Origin of the sequence: Shewanella khirikhana (genome assembly GCF_003957745.1) — a bacterium.
In the GTDB taxonomy this organism is placed as follows: domain Bacteria; phylum Pseudomonadota; class Gammaproteobacteria; order Enterobacterales; family Shewanellaceae; genus Shewanella; species Shewanella khirikhana.
The window spans coordinates 832,013-848,264 of the sequence record NZ_CP020373.1 but is presented as its reverse complement, the minus strand read 5'-3'; the positions used below and the strand labels follow the sequence as shown (position 1 = coordinate 848,264).

The 16,252-nt window shown below is 54.9% G+C and carries 13 protein-coding genes and 1 riboswitch; of the genes, 10 read left to right on the top strand and 3 right to left on the bottom strand.

The features are described 5' to 3' along the window. Positions 1–124: 124 nt before the first annotated feature. From STH12_RS03625 to STH12_RS03615, 3 genes are all read right to left on the bottom strand, one after another. Entirely contained in the window at positions 125–1,687 is a 1,563-nt protein-coding gene (locus STH12_RS03625; RefSeq protein WP_126166299.1) for a Na+/H+ antiporter NhaC family protein, read from the bottom strand. Between the two features lie 77 nt (positions 1,688–1,764). After that, a riboswitch (Lysine riboswitch) is annotated at positions 1,765–1,964 on the bottom strand. Between the two features lie 87 nt (positions 1,965–2,051). Next, positions 2,052–2,975: an electron transfer flavoprotein subunit alpha/FixB family protein gene (locus STH12_RS03620; protein ID WP_126166298.1), complete on the bottom strand. Its 924-nt coding sequence runs from the start codon at positions 2,973–2,975 to the stop codon at positions 2,052–2,054. Position 2,976: 1 nt separating this feature from the next. Next, on the bottom strand, positions 2,977–3,726 hold the full coding sequence (locus tag STH12_RS03615) for an electron transfer flavoprotein subunit beta/FixA family protein (protein ID WP_126166297.1): 750 nt from the start codon (positions 3,724–3,726) through the stop codon (positions 2,977–2,979). 947 nt (positions 3,727–4,673) lie between these two features. On the opposite strand from STH12_RS03615, the gene STH12_RS03610 reads away from it, so the two are divergent. The 10 genes from STH12_RS03610 to STH12_RS03560 all read left to right on the top strand — a co-directional run bounded on the left by STH12_RS03610 (position 4,674) and on the right by STH12_RS03560 (position 16,130). After that, complete coding sequence (locus STH12_RS03610) at positions 4,674–5,069, top strand: H-NS histone family protein (RefSeq protein ID WP_126166296.1); 396 nt, start codon at positions 4,674–4,676, stop codon at positions 5,067–5,069. Positions 5,070–5,215: 146 nt separating this feature from the next. Beyond that, positions 5,216–5,482 carry a hypothetical protein gene (locus STH12_RS03605; protein ID WP_126166295.1) on the top strand — a complete coding sequence of 89 codons (267 nt, stop codon included), beginning with the start codon at positions 5,216–5,218 and terminating at the stop codon, positions 5,480–5,482. Between the two features lie 50 nt (positions 5,483–5,532). After that, a complete protein-coding gene (locus STH12_RS03600; RefSeq protein ID WP_126166131.1) occupies positions 5,533–6,630 on the top strand; it encodes an ISAs1 family transposase in 1,098 nt (365 codons plus the stop codon). A 46-nt stretch (positions 6,631–6,676) separates the two neighbouring features. Further along, positions 6,677–9,484, top strand: coding sequence for an amidohydrolase family protein (locus STH12_RS03595; protein ID WP_126166294.1), 2,808 nt, complete (start codon positions 6,677–6,679; stop codon positions 9,482–9,484). Next, a complete protein-coding gene (locus STH12_RS03590; RefSeq protein WP_126166293.1) occupies positions 9,481–10,740 on the top strand; it encodes an amidohydrolase family protein in 1,260 nt (419 codons plus the stop codon). Before STH12_RS03595 ends, STH12_RS03590 begins: the two co-directional genes overlap by 4 nt. Before the next feature lie 155 nt (positions 10,741–10,895). Next, positions 10,896–11,291: an Rcs stress response system protein RcsF gene (gene rcsF / locus STH12_RS03585; protein ID WP_126166292.1), complete on the top strand. Its 396-nt coding sequence runs from the start codon at positions 10,896–10,898 to the stop codon at positions 11,289–11,291. 3 nt (positions 11,292–11,294) lie between these two features. Then, a complete protein-coding gene (gene tsaA / locus STH12_RS03580; protein ID WP_237158734.1) occupies positions 11,295–12,107 on the top strand; it encodes a tRNA (N6-threonylcarbamoyladenosine(37)-N6)-methyltransferase TrmO in 813 nt (270 codons plus the stop codon). Further along, on the top strand, positions 12,097–12,711 hold the full coding sequence (locus STH12_RS03575; protein ID WP_126166291.1) for an acyltransferase: 615 nt from the start codon (positions 12,097–12,099) through the stop codon (positions 12,709–12,711). The genes tsaA and STH12_RS03575 overlap by 11 nt, the downstream gene beginning before the upstream one ends. A gap of 16 nt (positions 12,712–12,727) precedes the next feature. Next, a complete protein-coding gene (locus STH12_RS03570; RefSeq protein WP_126166290.1) occupies positions 12,728–14,041 on the top strand; it encodes a GGDEF domain-containing protein in 1,314 nt (437 codons plus the stop codon). Positions 14,042–14,411: 370 nt separating this feature from the next. Then, positions 14,412–16,130 carry a proline--tRNA ligase gene (locus STH12_RS03560; protein ID WP_126166289.1) on the top strand — a complete coding sequence of 573 codons (1,719 nt, stop codon included), beginning with the start codon at positions 14,412–14,414 and terminating at the stop codon, positions 16,128–16,130. Positions 16,131–16,252: the final 122 nt, after the last annotated feature.

Below are 16,252 nucleotides of genomic sequence, written 5' to 3'. Positions count from 1 at the left end.
AGCAACCTGAAATAAGCAGCGGCCTGATATAGGCCGCGCTTTGGTAAGCAAAAGCTCAGCCACAAAAAAGCCGCTCAATTGAGCGGCTTTTCTATTGTTAAACGTCTTGTAAACTCAGCGAGGCTCAGCCCTTCCCGGCCTTGATTTTAAGACCTATCACCGCCAGCACAAAGAGGACTGAAGTGGTGCCAAATCCAGCCCACACCGACTCGGTAAAGCCCATCACCGTATAGCCCACCAAGCTGATGGCCGCCACAATCAGCGCATAGGGCAGCTGAGTCACCACATGGTCGATATGGTGGCAGCTGGCGCCGGTGGACGACAAAATGGTGGTATCAGAAATGGGCGAGCAGTGGTCACCGAATACGGCACCTGCCAGCACAGCAGCGAGCATCGGCAACATCATGGCAGTGTGGCTGCCCATGGCCATGTCGGCGGCAATCGGCAACATAATGCCGAAGGTGCCCCAGCTGGTGCCTGTGGCAAAGGCGGTAAGCCCGGCGAGGATAAACATCACCGCTGGCAGCAGCGCAAAGGGAATATTGCCGCTGGCAAGACTCGCCATAAACTTGCCGGTTTCCAGCTCGCCGATAATACCGGCAATGGTCCAGGCAAACAGCAGGATATAGATGGCAGGCACCATGGAGCGGGCGCCCTGGGTCAGTGCCGTGATAATCAGCTTGCTCTCAACCTTTTGCATCATGGCCTGCACCAGAGTTACCCCCAGGCCCACCAGCGCACCGAAGAACAGCGAACCGCCCACATCAGTTTTCTCAAAGGCGCCAATCAGCGAAAACGGCAGCTTTTCGTCAGCAAGCGCCGAGGCGCCGCTTTGGATCATAAAGAACAGGGTGGCAAATACCAGGGTGCCAATGGGCACGAACAAACCCGCGATACGGCCGCTATCGGCCTCCGGCAGGTCGGCACTGGCGCCCGGCGGTGTGCCCTTGGCTTCATCGTACAAATTACCGCGCATGGCGTTTTGCTCATGGGCCTTCATCGGGCCCACATCCAGCCCCATAAAGGCCACACACAGCAGCAACAAGAGTGCGAAGATGGCGTAGAAGTTCATCGGGATCATCTGGATAAACACCGACAGATGCCCCGCCTCACTCATGCCATGGGTGGCGAGGATGCCGCCAATCAGCGCAATGATGTAGGCGCCCCAGCTGGAAACAGGTGAAATCACGCATACGGGCGCGGCGGTGGAGTCCAGCAGATAGGCAAGCTTGGCACGGGAAATATAATAACGGTCGGTTAAGGGGCGGGAAATGGAGCCCACCACCAGACTGTTGAAGTAGTCGTCGATAAAGACCACACAGCCCAAAAACATGGTCAGCAGCTTGGCGTCACGCTTACAGCGGATGTGTTGTCTGGCCCAGTCGGCAAAGGCGCGGGCGGCGCCGGAGACGGTAATGAGCGCAGTGATCATCCCCAGCAGCACCAAAAAGCCGAGGATATACAGATTCCAGCTATTTAGCGCACCATCGCTCCACACCAGATTGGTAACCCGGTGAGCCAAAAATTCAGCGCTGGCAAGGGGAGCAAAATTATTCAGCAGCAGCGCGCCAACCAGAATACCCAAGCCAAGGGACAAGAGTACCTTGCGGGTCAATACCGCCAGGACGATAGCCACAATCGGCGGCAAAAGGGACAATGCCGAGTCGGCGTAACTTATCAATGTCATTGAAATATCTTCGTAAAAAACGAATGGAGGGCGACTGAACTGGTGGGGAAACGGCAAAGATACCCAAGAACACCTGTCCTATCAGTAGCGCTCCATAGTAAATACAACCTCTGTCATCCCGACAGAAAATACTATGGCAGTGCCGTTTCTTTCGATAACGACCCCAGCGGAAGGCGGTGATACACACATCCACTTCGGCGCCAATGCCCTTTCACAGCCCGTCAACGGCATCACCCTGTTGACTGTTACTGATGCTTGGCGCACCTCTACTCAGGACGCCTGTGTGCAGGCGTGCGGCACATAAAAACACAAGCGGCCCGGGGGAAGCTACCCCCAGGCCGCATATCGTGACCAAGATCACAAATTAAAGCAAGTCTATCAGCTTGGGCACGGCCTCAAACAGATCCGCTTCCAGGGCATAATCCGCCACCTGGAAGATAGGCGCTTCAGGATCTTTGTTGATGGCAACAATCACCTTGGAGTCCTTCATGCCCGCCAGATGCTGGATGGCACCGGAGATACCCACGGCAATGTACAGCTGCGGCGCCACAATCTTACCGGTTTGACCAACCTGCAGATCGTTGGGCACAAAGCCTGCATCAACCGCAGCGCGGGAAGCACCCACGGCGGCGCCGAGTTTATCGGCCAGTTTTTCAAGCAGAGCAAAGTTTTCGCCGCTGCCCATACCGCGGCCACCGGAGACGATAATGCCGGCACTGCCAAGCTCAGGGCGCTCGGAGACAGTCAGCTCCTGGGACACAAAGGCGCTCTTGGCGGTAAACACCTTATCCAGGGCTTCAATGGCGGCGCTGCCACCGTTGCCGGCGGCGTCGAAGGCGCTTGGACGCACTGTCATTACCTTCTTGTCATCCAGGCTCTCAACCGTTGCCAGCGCGTTACCCGCATAAACGGGGCGCACAAAGGTGTTGGCATCGACTACGGCTACCACTTCAGAGAGCTGGGCCACATCGAGCAGCACGGCAACCCGCGGCAGCGCATCTTTACCCATGGAGCTGGCGGCGGCCAGAATGTGGCTGTAACCACTGGCCAAATCCAGCATCAGCGCGGCCAGGTTTTCACCCAGATGCGCGGCATAGGCGGCGTTATCGGCTACCAGCACCTTGGCAACGCCATCGATGGCAGCGGCAGCTTCAGCAACGGCGCCACAGTTATGACCGGCAACCAGCAGGTGGATGTCACCACCGATGGCCTTGGCGGCACTCACAACCTTGGCGGTATCCAGTTTCAGGCTGGCGTTATCATGTTCTGCAAGGACGAGAATGCTCATATCAGATCACCTTTGCTTCGTTTTTCAGTTTTTCCACCAGCTCTTCAACAGAGGCCACCTTGATACCGGCCTGACGGGCGGCAGGCGCAGTCACACTGATAAGCTTCTGGTGTGCCTTTAACGTCACGCCCAGGGCTTCCGGAGTCACGGTATCCAGCGGCTTGCGCTTGGCTTTCATGATATCGGGCAGTTTGGCGTAGCGTGGCTCGTTGAGGCGCAGATCTGAGGTCACAATGGCGGGCATTGGCAGGCGCACAGTTTGCAGGCCGCCGTCCACTTCGCGGGTTACCAGCAGCTCACCGCCTTCCACAACCACTTTGGAAGCAAAGGTCGCCTGAGGCGCGTCCATCAGCGCGGCCAGCATCTGACCGGTCTGGTTGTTGTCACCATCGATGGACTGCTTACCCAGCAATACCAGCTGAGCCTGCTCTTTGTCCTGCACGGCTTTCAAAATCTTGGCGATGGAAACCGGAGCCAGATCGTCGCCGGCTTCCACGTGAATTCCCCGATCGGCGCCCAGTGCCATGGCGGTACGCATCTGCTCCTGCACGGCCTTGCTGCCGACACTCACAACCACGATTTCGCTGGCGTGACCCGCTTCTTTGAGTCTTACCGCTTCTTCTACGGCAATTTCACAAAAGGGGTTAATCGCCATCTTGAGGTTTGCCGTGTCTACATCGGTATTATCGGCCTTCACCCTCACCTTCACGTTGGCATCGACAACGCGCTTTACAGGCACCAGTATTTTCATAGGGTTTCCTTCCTGCACCTTCTTTTGTTGGGGATGTAACCGCGGGCACCATGGCACCCAAGTGGTTACGCAATAGCGCAACTTTACGTGCTGTTAACGTAAACGTCAACCTGAGTCAAACGAGCGTTTGTGAGTTTGTGCATAGGCTCACTGGCCAGTTTTTTGAACACCACTATTACGCCTATTACATGGCAACTGATACATAGCGCCTGCTACGCCCGGCAGACGCCACAATGGCACATGGGATGATGACCCCAGCGGATGATACGCCCGCAGATATCAACCTTGAGTAAAAGCCGACGCTTCCATGGCTTTCGCTGCAGGCAACTCCAAATGCAGGCAACCCCAAATGCAGCCGACCACAAATATAGAAGCTGGGCCGATAAAAGCCCGTAAAGTTAGCAGTAACCCGCAGTGAACCAATAGCCATCATAGAAGCGAAGACTGACAGACAACGCAGAAGAGAAGCAGGCTAAAACTGACGAAAATGAAATCGATGCCGCAATAACAATTCGACTAAAGGCTAAGCAGACTGTTTTGCTCAGGTATCAAACAAACAACTCCCAAGCTGAAATATCAACAAATACAATATCCAATCAATTTATCTGTAATTAATTGTGTCTTGTTAAAGGGCATGCCTGCCCCACTCGTTTCATTAAAAATTCGTATCCAAACAGGCCAATGACGACATCCAGGATGGGGTTCAAGCGCCACTGACAGGATGAAAAGCTAAACCTGAGCAAAGTATCTATTGGAAAAAAGTGGCCTGCTTTTATCACCAACATGCGCAATTTGACCCATTGGCTGGAGCAAAAAGCGGTCGAACTCGCCTATTTTGATGAATATCACTTAATAATTACGGTTTTTTAATTGCAGACTGATTTATTTATTTCTATTATTCTTTTCGATGTTCATTTTAGTTTATTAAACACGGGACCAAATAAACCATGAGCGATTTTCTTGAAATCCTGACCCACGGTCGTCGTCTGAAAGCTGCTGTTAAAGATCTGTCTGTTGATGAGCTGCGTGATCTGGCTGCCAAACTGGAAAAAATCATTAACGAGCGTGAAGCTGAAGCCGAAGAAGAGCTGAAAGCCAACGCCGAGCGTATCGCCAAGATTGAAGAAATCCGTAAGCAGATGGCTGAAATCGGTCTGTCTGTTGAAGATCTGGGTAACGTGGCTGCCAACAAGCCTGCTGGCAAGAAGCGCGCTCCACGTCCTGCCAAATACAAAATCGTTGTAGACGGCGAAGAAATTACCTGGACTGGCCAGGGCCGTATGCCTACTGTATTCAAGAACGCCACCGAGAAAGGCGCTTCTATGGATGACTTCCTCATCTAAGTGAATACTCAAAATATTAAGGCCGATTTCATATCGGCCTTTTTTATTTGTGTGAAAACCTTTTTACAATTCAGTACTGCCATTCAATTGCGTCTTCCGTTACTCTCTTATCTACTTTTGCCTACAGAAAAGACAACACCAGTACGATGAAAAATAACAATAACTTCATCTTACTCCTACTGGGACTATCCAGCATCCCGTTGAGTACAGATGCCAAAACCTTACTGACATCCGATCCGCAGTCACTGATAGCCATCGAAGGCGCCCGATTACATCTGGCTCCCGGGCAAGTCGTGGAGCGGGGAACCCTGGTCATTGAAGGCAATAAAATCAAATCCATATTAAAAGGCCAGGCCGCGCCAGCCGGTGCTACGGCAGGGCGGGATCGTACTTTTCTAGCCAGTGTTGAGTGAGCAGATCAGCTGTGATCTAATAGCGGTTCATTTAATCAGTCGCTGCTCCAATGAACTTGCTCGAACACCTGACCGTTGTAGAAGAAACCCGCTCTGAAGTTAATCAAAGGCATGACCTTGTGGATGTCATGTTCCTCGTACTAAGCGCCATCATGTCAGGTGCCGAGGGCTGGCAGGATATTCAAACTTACGGTGACCATAAACTGCCATGGCTGCGAAAATTTCGCCCGTTTGAGCATGGTATTCCCCGAAGACACACTATTGCGCGGATCCTTCGTACCGTGGTCGCGGAGTCATTGCTCGAAGCGCTGCTGAATTGGGTGAATGAACAGCGAGCCAGCATCGGTAAACCCGTAATAGCTTTTGACGGCAAGGTGCTCAGAGGCTCTTACCGCAATGACTCCAAAACGGCGTTGCAGTTGGTTACAGCCTACGACACCGAAAACGGATTGGTCCTTAGCCAAAAGCCAACCCAAACCAAGAACGGTGAAATCAGCGTGGTTCGGCAGATGCTTGATGTTCTTAACCTGAAAGGCGCGGTGATCACACTTGATGCCTTGCACTGCCAGCGCGAAACGCTGGAGAAAATCAGCGAAAAGAAGGCTCACGTTGTTGTTCAGGTCAAAAATAACCAGCCTGCTCTTTGGGAGGCTGTTCAGTCGCAGTTTCAGACTGTTTTCGATGCGAAGAAAGAGAAAGTTGTCACCGAAATCAAACAAGAAGCCCATGGCCGAAAAGAAGAGCGCTACGTTTTCCAACTGAAGGCAAAGCTGCCTGAAAAGCTTGCAGAAAGATGGCCAACAATCCGAAGCATCGTCGCTGTGGAACGACATCGCTCGCAGAATGGTAAGACAACGACAGATACCAGCTACTACGTGAGCTCGCTATCACCACGGCATAAATTGCTTGGTCATTACATCCGTCAGCACTGGCGGATTGAAAACAGTCAGCATTACGTGCTGGATGTAGTTTTCAAAGAAGACGACTCACGGATAGCACTTGAAGGGGCTGTCGAAAACGTAGCCCTGTTCCGCCGCTTCGTCATGAATATGCTACGGCAATGTGACTGTGGCGCCCCGAGCCAGAGAAACAAGCTAAAACAGGCTGGCTGGTGCGACGATTATCGGGAAAGAGTGTTCTTTGGTTAGAAACTGCTCAAAGTATGCTCCGGCCCTGGGTGCTACGGTAATTAATATGCAGGGCCTGGATATTTACCCGGGCTTTATCGACCCCTTCAGCCAATATGGTATTGGCTTTAGCTATCCCAGCACGGAGAAAACTGCGCCCGTGTATGAAATTGCCCGTATTGGCGGTAATGCTGCCAACGGTGCCATTCATGCAGAAAAAGTCTGGGCACATGAATTTGCCGGCAACCACGAAGAGGCACAAAGCTGGATTAATAACGGCTTTACCAGTGTGCAATCGGCAAAGTTTGATGGCATTTTCCGTGGTCAGGGTGTCCATGTTTCCCTTGCCGATAAAATTGCCAATGAGCTGGTTTACCGCGCCGAAGCGAATCATTTCCTGTCTTTTGATAAAGGCAGCTCTGCGCAGGACTACCCCAACTCACTGATGGGTGCCATGGCATTAATTCGCCAAACCCTGCTGGATGCGAGTTGGTATGGTAAAAACGCCGCCTTGGCCGGCACGGGTGCGCTTGAATTCAATGCCGCCCTTGAAGCACTCTCAAGCAACCAGCCACATTATTATGTATTTGATACTCAGGATTTAAATAGTCAGCTCAGGGCTGCAAAGCTGATGGGCGAATTTAATTTGAAGGGCGCACTTCTGGGAAATGGCCGAGAATATGCGCGTATCGATGAAATTAAAAACACCTCATTTGAGCTTATTCTGCCGCTGAATTTCCCCGCCGCGCCCGATGTCAGCGATCCGGATTTAAGCCATCATCTCAAACTGGCCGAACTGCGCCACTGGGAGCGCGCCAGCACCAACCCCGCCGCCCTGAGTCAGGCAGGTGTTAGTTTTTCCCTTACCCTGCACGGCATTGAAGATAAAAAAGACTTCTGGCCTCGGCTGCAAAAAGCCATCAAGGCCGGTCTGAGCGAGCAAGACGCATTAGCAGCGCTGACCACCAGAGCCGCCGCTATTGCCGGGGTCGCCGGTATGGCTGGCAAAATCGAACCCGGTTTTGTGGCCGATTTGGCGGTGTATCAGGGTAACCCTTTTGTTGACGGCAAACTGGTGAGCGTGTTCCTGCAGGGACAAGAGAACGCCATTATCCCCAAAGACGTGCGAGTCCTGGTTGGCGACTATCAGTTGCAACTTGGCGATACATCCCTGCCACTGAGCCTTGGTTATGACGGCGGCATAAAAGTCACGCTCGATGGTAAACCGCTGGAAGTACAAGGCACAGTCAATGCCCTGCTTGGACGCGCTGAGCTGCCGGGCAGCAACAGCAAATTCAGAGTAAAACTGGATATGACCCGCCTGACCGGACAGGCGGTCAGCAGCGATGGTGCGGCTTTGCCACTGACTCTGACCAAGGCGACAGCCGCCAAGCAAGCCGATGCCAAGAGCGCTGATGCAAACAATAGCGCCGAAGCAACCGACACCTTCGCCGGTGCCCTGACCTTCCCCAACGTAGCCTTTGGCCGCGCCGCCCTGCCCAGCAACGACAAGGTGCATATTCAGGGCGCCACTGTCTGGACCTCGGAAGCCGCCGGCGTGCTGGAAAACACCGACGTTATCATCAGCAAGGGCCGTATTTTGCAAATCGGTCAACAGCTGATGACCCCGCCGGGTTACAGCAAAATTGATGGCCGTGGCAAACACCTCACCGCCGGTATTGTGGACGAGCACTCCCATATTGCGCTTAACGGCGGCACCAATGAAGACACAGACGCAGTAACATCCGAAGTCCGCATCGGTGATGTGCTGAACCCCGAAGATGTTTCCATCTATCGCTCCCTCGCCGGTGGCGTGACCACGGCGCAGCTGCTCCACGGCAGCGCCAACCCCATTGGCGGCCAGAGCCAGCTGATTAAACTGCGCTGGGGCGAGAGCAGTGAAGGTCTTAAGTATCAGGGGGCGCCGGGCAGCATCAAGTTTGCCCTGGGCGAAAACGTCAAGCAGGCCAACTGGGGCGATGATTTTACCATTCGCTTCCCCCAAAGCCGCATGGGGGTAGAGTCAGTTATGGCCGACGCCTTCGATGCCGCACGCGATTACCGCAAGGCATTCGCCAGCTACAACCAGCTTGCTGCCAAAGAGCGAAACCAGCAGTTGAGCCCTCGCCCGAATTTACGACTGGAAGCCATTGCCGAAGTGCTGGAAAGCCAGCGCGATGTGCACATTCACTCCTACGTACAATCCGAAATTCTGATGTTTATGCGCCTCGCCGAAGCTTACGGCTTTAAGGTTAAAGCCTTTACCCACGTGCTTGAAGGCTACAAGGTTGCCAAAGAGCTGGCGGCCCACGGCGCCGGGGCTTCAACCTTCTCCGACTGGTGGGCCTATAAATTTGAGGTGTACGACGCCATAGTGCAAAACGCCTGTTTGATGCAGCAGGCCGGGGTGCTGACCAGCCTCAACTCCGACAGCTTCGAGATGCAGCGCCGCCTCAATCAGGAAGCCGCCAAATCGATGATGTATTGCGACATGAGCCCGGAAGAAGCCTGGAAGATGATCACCATCAACCCCGCCAAACAGCTGGGCATTGACAAAGACACCGGCTCCATCAAAGAAGGCAAGGTTGCCGATCTGGTGCTGTGGGATGCCAACCCGCTGTCGGTTTACGCCCGAACCCATATGGTTTGGGTCGATGGCAAGCGTTTCTATTCCAAAGAAGAAGACGCCGCCATGAGACAGGCGCAGGCCGAGGAAAAACGTGCTCTGGTGCAAAAAATTCTGACGCTGGATGAAAGCGAAAAAGCAGGCGAGACACCGTCTGATGTGCTTGAACCCGAGTGGCACTGCGACACCCACTTTATTTTTGCAGGCCAGAATCGCAGCAACCAGCATCAACACGGAGCCCACCAATGAGACATTTACTTCTGCCACTGGCGCTGTTGGGTGCCGCTGCCAGCGCCCACGATATGGTGCCGGCAAACTCGCAATCTGACGCCATTCTGTTCACCCATGCCACGGTGCATACAGTGTCCGATGGCGTCAAAGAAAATACCCAGGTGCTGATTGAGAACGGCCGTATCAAGGCCATTGGTACTCAGCTTGAGGTTGAAAACGCCCGCATCATAGATGCCAAAGGCAAGCACCTCTACCCCGGCCTTGTCGCCCTGGATACCCAGGTCGGCATGGTGGAGATTTCCATGGTGCGCCCAACCGTAGACACCTTTGATGTGGGACTGAACAACGCCGAGCTCAGGGCGCAATCGGTGTTTAACCCAGACTCGGAAATCATCCCCACCTTAAGACGCAATGGCATAACCCACGCCCAGATTGTGCCCCAGGGCGAGCTGCTGGCCGGGCAAAGCGCGCTGGTGAACCTCGACAGCTGGACAGTGGAAGATGCACTGGTGCCAACACCAATGAGCTTGCACCTTTACTGGCCAGAGCTTGGCGGTTTGCCAAGCAAGCCGGACGAGAAAGCCAAGGCGCTGGAAGAGCACCAAAAAGCGCTGGATGACATTGCCAATCTCTTTGCCAGCGCCCATGCCTTTGCCGATCGTAAAGCTGCCGAACCAGGCCTGAGCCATCGCCGCTTTGAAGCCATGCAGCCGCTGTTTGCCGGCAAGGCCAGGCTGTTTTTACACCTCAACGACAGCCGCGCCATCAGCGAAGCCCTGCCATTGGTGCGCCAATACCAGCTCAAGGCCGTGATTGTTGGTGGTTATGATGCCTGGCGTCATGCCGATGCCATCAAAGAGGCCGGTGTGGCGGTGGTTTATCCTTCGGTACTGAGCCTGCCACGGCACAGGGATGACAACATCGACGAGGCCTTTGTGGTGCCAAGCAGGCTTGCCAAGGCCGGCATCGACTTCGCCATTGCCTACAGCGGCGATTGGGATGCCCGCAACCTGCCCTTTGCCGCCGGTTATGCCGCCGCCAATGGACTGGGTAAAGACGCCGCACTCAAGGCCATTACCCTGGATGCCGCCAAAATTGCCGGTGTCGATGATATGGGTGCTATCAAGGAAGGCTTTCGCGCCAATCTGGTCCTGGCCGAGGGTGATATTCTCGACCCCATGAGTGCCCGCATCCAGCAGGTATTTATTGACGGCCGTGAGATTGATTTGAAAACCCGTGCCGATCAGCTTTATCAAAAGTACTTGAAGCGATAGAATTTTGCAGATTAGCCCGGCGCCGGTTTCCCTCTGTGAGATCTGACTGAAGCCTCGCCGGACACGCAGAATTTTATAACCAATGCCCCGGATGCACCTTGCCGGGGCATGTGCCGCGGCGCAGGAGCGCCCGCCAAACGCCGACAGGACCCATCATGACCCTACGTAATCTGACCACCGCAGCCGGGGTTGCGGCATTGCTGGCCCTCGCAGGCTGCTCATCGGACTATCGCTTTTCCAGCAACCTCGACCGTGAGGCCATCAACGATTACTTCAAGGCCAGTGATGTAGTGCTGTTCGAAGCCAATCAACAACCCTCAGGTCGCTACGAAATTCTGGGCCTGGTTGAAGGCGAAGCCTGTCAGGCAAGCCCTCAGGATGTGCCGGTCAGTCTTGCCGATGCCCGCACCGATGCCCGCCGCAAGGCCGCTGATAAAGGCGCCAACGGCCTTATTATCAAAAACTGTACCCTGATCACCGAGCCCGGCGGCGGTTGCAGCAGCCGCAGCCTGTGTGTGGGTCAGGCCATCCGTCAGGCCAGCGCCGACTAAGTTATGAAGGCGTTCGAAAATCTCATTCAGGCGGTGGCGACCTGCCACACGCCCTATCGGCAAAAATTCGGTATTCCACGGCAACCGGGGCTGGTAAACGCCCACGGTTTTGTGGAGCTGCTGCCACCCTTTAACGATCCCGACACAGTGCGCGGGCTTGAGCAATATTCCCACCTGTGGCTGCTGTTTTGCTTCCATGAAAACCTGTCTCAGGGCTGGAAAAACACAGTGCGACCACCGCGCCTTGGCGGCAATGAAAAGCTGGGGGTGTTTGCCACCCGCTCCACCTTTCGCCCCAATGGCATAGGCCAGTCGGTTGTGCGCCTGCACGGTATAGTGAAACGAAAAGGGAAATTGTGCCTCGAAATCAGTGGCATGGATTTACTTGATGGCACCCCCATCATAGATATCAAACCCTATATTCCCTTCTCCGATGCCATAGTGGATGCAAAGGGCGGCATGGCGCAGGAAGCCCCGGTATTGATTGAGGTAAGCTACAGCGAGACGGCATCGGTGCAAATCGCCTCCCTCGGCCAGGGCGATGCCCGCCCGGATTTGGCGGCGCTGATAGACGGTGTACTGGCCCAGGACCCGCGCCCGGCCTACAAGAAGGCAAAAGACGATCCCAAGCTGTATCAGGTTGCCCTGTACGATCTGGATATTTTCTGGTGCATTCAGGATGGCAAGGCCCATGTGCTGGAACTCAAACCCACCAAGGTTGGCCAGGTTACATCTGAACCAAACACATCTGGACAAAACGTCTCAGGACAAGGCCGCTCAGGACAAGGCCACTCAGGACAAAGCAATGACGCCTGACGACTACCGCGAGCAGCATAAAAAGCGTCTGTCCTGGATGCCCTGGCTGTATTTCTCATTGAAAGACAAGCATAAAGCCTGGGCACAGCCCTGGCAGCAGGAAGTCCAGTCACGGCTGGTGCAGCTCGAAACCGTCACTTTGGGCCAGCATTGCTTTATTGCCCCCGAAGCGCAGCTTTTTGCCGAGCCCGGCCGCGATATCCGCATGGGAGACCAATGTATGATAGCGGCAGGGGTCTTTCTCCACGGTCCGATTGATATGGGCGATGAAGTGGCGATAAATCATGGCGCTTCCCTTGACGGCGGCCGCTCAGGCATCAAAATTGGCAGCAGAACCCGCATCGCCAATAACGTTACCATTTACGCCTTTAACCATGGCATGAGCCCGGATGAAGCCATTTACCGGCAGAAAGTCAGCTCCAACGGCATAGTGATAGGCGAGGATGTGTGGATTGGTGCTCAGGCGGGCATAGTGGATGGGGTGACTATAGGCTCCCAGGCCGTTGTCGGCATGGGCTCTATCGTCACCAAGGATGTGCCCCCCTTCGCCATTGTTGCCGGCAACCCCGCCCGCATCATAGGCGACAGGCGCACAAAAGCTTAAACACAGGGACGATGCAGTGAACAAGGACGCTCAGGTATCCACCTTATCAAAACTCAGGCCGCTGCCAGCGATGAAACGGCGGCTATGGCAAAGCTTTCTGTGCATTGCCCTGCTCGGCATTGCTACTGGATTGATGGCCCTTGGCGCTATTAATCAGCAGGCACAGGAATTCAGCACCAATCAGCAGCGCCAGCTGGAATTTCAGCAACTTTCCCGCGACAGCCTGTTGCAGCAGCTGGGGCTTGAAAATCTCGCCCGCGACTGGAACACCTTGCCGCCAAACAGCCGGCTAAAGCTGATTGATGAGATGCAAAAGCGCCAGACGACGCTGCTTGGCAACTTATTGGAACAGCAAAGCGTTGAGCGGGATATGGCCATCCGGGTCAAGCAAGGACTGGACAGCCTGCAACCCGATAAGGACCGGGTACCTGTGCTGCGTGGCCTGGCTGAGCTGAGTCGGGATTTAGCCATCAGGATAAGCTCACTGCATGTGGCCCAGAGTCAGAAAATTCTCGCCGAAGTCGAAAAGCGCCGCTGGCAGCTCAATATGACTGTGATGTTCCTGTCGCTGTTTTTTATCCTGCTGACACAATATCTTGCCTGGTCGCTGCTGGGGCGTCACTTTATCCGGCCACTGTTGGATGTGGGCCGCCAGTTGCAGGTGATTTCCACCCACGGCAGCGAGCCTGCACCGCCCATTCCTCAGGTTAATCAGGAGCTCAGGGATATGTCGGATAACCTGCGCCATATCCAGCGCCAATTAAGTGGCCAAAAGCGCAACCCCGACGTTGACCCCACCACAGGGCTTGCGTCCCGCAGCGCCCTCAATCAGCACCTGCAGCAAGAGTGGCTCCGCGGCCTGCGCCGGGAAGAGCCGGTATCCATGTTGCTGCTGAGCCCCGATCCCATCTGCCTGCAAAATGGCCATGAACTGGCCGAAGTGCCCGAAGCCAGCCTGCAACAATTGGTGGCCATTGCTACCCAGCACACCTCGCGGGTGCAGGACTTCCTGGCCCGTTTCGAAGGCAATAAGCTGGCGATAGTGCTGTCCTGCACCGACCTTGAGCAGGCCATTAAGCTGGCCCACCAGCTGTGTCACCGAGTCAACCAGGCCCGCATCGCCACGCCGCTGCTGGCAAGTCAGCCCTGGCTCACTGTGTCGGTGGGCGTTGCCAATCAGGTGCCAAGACGCCCCCACAGTTGGGATTGCCTGCCGCTGGAGGCCGAAGAAGCCCTGCTGCAGGCCCGTGCCCAGGGTGGTAATCAGGCCACGGTGGCGCCCTGCCTTTTGCCCGATGCAACCTGGCTTCAGGCCGCCGGTAATAGCTAGGGGCTGTTGACGTTTCACGGTTATTTTTGCAGCAATTTGACTGGTGTTTATGCAAGGCGAAGTCCGTGCAGTGTAGTGACTCTACATAAACGGACGCTAACGCAGCAGAAACATAAGCCAAATGCTGCCCGACGGGTTCGTCTGGCAAGCCCTTTCTCTTTGTCGCTCGTCATTTGAGTAGCATAACTACACATCATTCCTCGCTTCGCGAGCACGGGCTTGCCAGAGCGAACAAAAATTGTTCTCGCAACGTCAACAGCCCCTGGCCCCAAACACGCATCAGCACAGGTTTTTTGCTGCATACCGCGCGTGACATCATGGATGCAGGTGATACAATGGCGCCCACTGTTTTTAACTATGGACACCGGGAATGCGAGTCAGCAAATACCTGCTATCGACACAGAAAGAAACCCCAGCCAATGCCGAGGTAATCAGTCATCAACTCATGCTGCGTGCGGGTATGATCCGCCGCAACGCGTCAGGCCTTTACAGCTACCTGCCCACAGGTCTGCGGGTACTGCGCAAAGTGGAAGCCATTGTTCGTGAAGAAATGAACAAAGCCGGTGCCATTGAGATCCTGATGCCCATGGTGCAGCCGGGTGATTTGTGGGTTGAAACAGGTCGTTGGGATCAGTTTGGTCCTGAGCTGCTGCGCTTTACCGACCGTCACGAGCGTGACTTTGTTCTCGGCCCGACCCACGAAGAAGTGATCACTGACCTTATCCGTAAAGAAGTGAGCTCTTACAAGCAGTTGCCGCTGAACCTGTACCAGATCCAGACCAAGTTCCGTGACGAAGTGCGCCCCCGTTTCGGCGTAATGCGCTCACGTGAGTTCCTGATGAAGGACGCCTACTCTTTCCATTTGGATCAAGAGACCCTGGATGAAACCTACCAGGCCATGTACACTGCCTACAGCAACATATTCAGCCGCATGGGTCTGGCATTCCGCCCTGTGCTGGCCGACACGGGCTCCATCGGCGGCAGCGTGTCCCACGAGTTCCACGTGCTGGCCCAAAGCGGTGAAGACCTGATTGCCTACTCAACCAGCAGCGACTACGCCGCCAACATCGAGAAAGCTGAGTCTCCGCTGCCAACCGAGCCTCGCGGCCAAGCCACCGAAGCGCTGCGCACCGTGGACACCCCCAACGCCAAAACCATCGCCGAGTTGGTTGAACAGTTTGGTGTAGCCATCGAAAAGACCATCAAGACTTTGATTGTTAAAGGCGCGACCGAAGAAGCGCCTCTGGTTGCCCTGCTGGTACGTGGCGACCACGAACTGAACGAAATCAAGGCCGACAAGCTGGAGCTGGTCGCCTCACCGCTGGAATTTGCCAGCGATGCCGACATTCGTGCCGCCGTGGGTGCCGGTACTGGCTCTATCGGTCCGGTAAACCTCAAGATGCCTGTCATTGCCGACCACAGCGTGCTGGTAATGAGCGACTTTGCCGCCGGTGCCAACGAAGATGGCAAGCACCTGTTCGGTATCAACTGGGAGCGCGATCTGCCGCTGGTTCAGGGCGCCGACATCCGCAACGTGGTGGAAGGCGAAGCCACCCCAGATGGCAAAGGCACCTATGCCTTCGCCCGCGGTATCGAAGTGGGTCACATCTTCCAGCTGGGTAACAAGTACTCAGAAGCCATGAACGCCACAGTGCTGGACGAAAACGGCAAGTCGCAAATCATGCTGATGGGCTGTTACGGTGTGGGCGTAAGCCGTATCGTGGCTGCCGCCATCGAGCAGAACCATGACAATCGCGGCATCGTTTGGCCGGAAGCCATTGCCCCGTTCACCGTGGGTATTCTGCCAATGAACATGCACAAGTCACACCGGGTGACCGAAATTGCCGAACAGCTCTACAACGAGCTGACCGAAGCCGGTTTCGAAGTGCTGTTTGATGACCGTAAAGAGCGTCCGGGCGTAATGTTCGCCGACATGGAACTGATGGGCGTGCCCCATGCCGTGGTGATTGGCGATCGCAACATCGATGCTGGCGTGTTCGAGTACAAGAACCGCCGCACCGGCGAAAAGAGCGAAGTACCCTTCGATCAAATCGTCGACTTCCTCAAGAGCCAGTTCACCCGCGCCTGATCTAGAGCGCGCCACTGAACCACAGAAAGCACCCTCCGGGGTGCTTTTTTTATGCCGCACCATTGCCAAGCCCTGCATCAAGCAGCTTTAATTGAATTAACTATCAAGAAATTGGAGCAAGT

Bases quoted from the DNA above. Each gene is read 5' to 3' on its own strand.
- STH12_RS03615 (WP_126166297.1), bottom strand. From the start codon at position 3,726: ATGAAAATACTGGTGCCTGTAAAGCGCGTTGTCGATGCCAACGTGAAG.
- STH12_RS03625 (WP_126166299.1), bottom strand. From the start codon at position 1,687: ATGACATTGATAAGTTACGCCGACTCGGCATTGTCCCTTTTGCCGCCG.
- STH12_RS03605 (WP_126166295.1), top strand. From the start codon at position 5,216: ATGAAAAATAACAATAACTTCATCTTACTCCTACTGGGACTATCCAGC.
- STH12_RS03560 (WP_126166289.1), top strand. From the start codon at position 14,412: ATGCGAGTCAGCAAATACCTGCTATCGACACAGAAAGAAACCCCAGCC.
- STH12_RS03595 (WP_126166294.1), top strand. From the start codon at position 6,677: ATGCAGGGCCTGGATATTTACCCGGGCTTTATCGACCCCTTCAGCCAA.
- tsaA (WP_237158734.1), top strand. From the start codon at position 11,295: ATGAAGGCGTTCGAAAATCTCATTCAGGCGGTGGCGACCTGCCACACG.
- STH12_RS03620 (WP_126166298.1), bottom strand. From the start codon at position 2,975: ATGAGCATTCTCGTCCTTGCAGAACATGATAACGCCAGCCTGAAACTG.
- rcsF (WP_126166292.1), top strand. From the start codon at position 10,896: ATGACCCTACGTAATCTGACCACCGCAGCCGGGGTTGCGGCATTGCTG.
- STH12_RS03590 (WP_126166293.1), top strand. From the start codon at position 9,481: ATGAGACATTTACTTCTGCCACTGGCGCTGTTGGGTGCCGCTGCCAGC.
- STH12_RS03575 (WP_126166291.1), top strand. From the start codon at position 12,097: ATGACGCCTGACGACTACCGCGAGCAGCATAAAAAGCGTCTGTCCTGG.
- STH12_RS03610 (WP_126166296.1), top strand. From the start codon at position 4,674: ATGAGCGATTTTCTTGAAATCCTGACCCACGGTCGTCGTCTGAAAGCT.
- STH12_RS03600 (WP_126166131.1), top strand. From the start codon at position 5,533: ATGAACTTGCTCGAACACCTGACCGTTGTAGAAGAAACCCGCTCTGAA.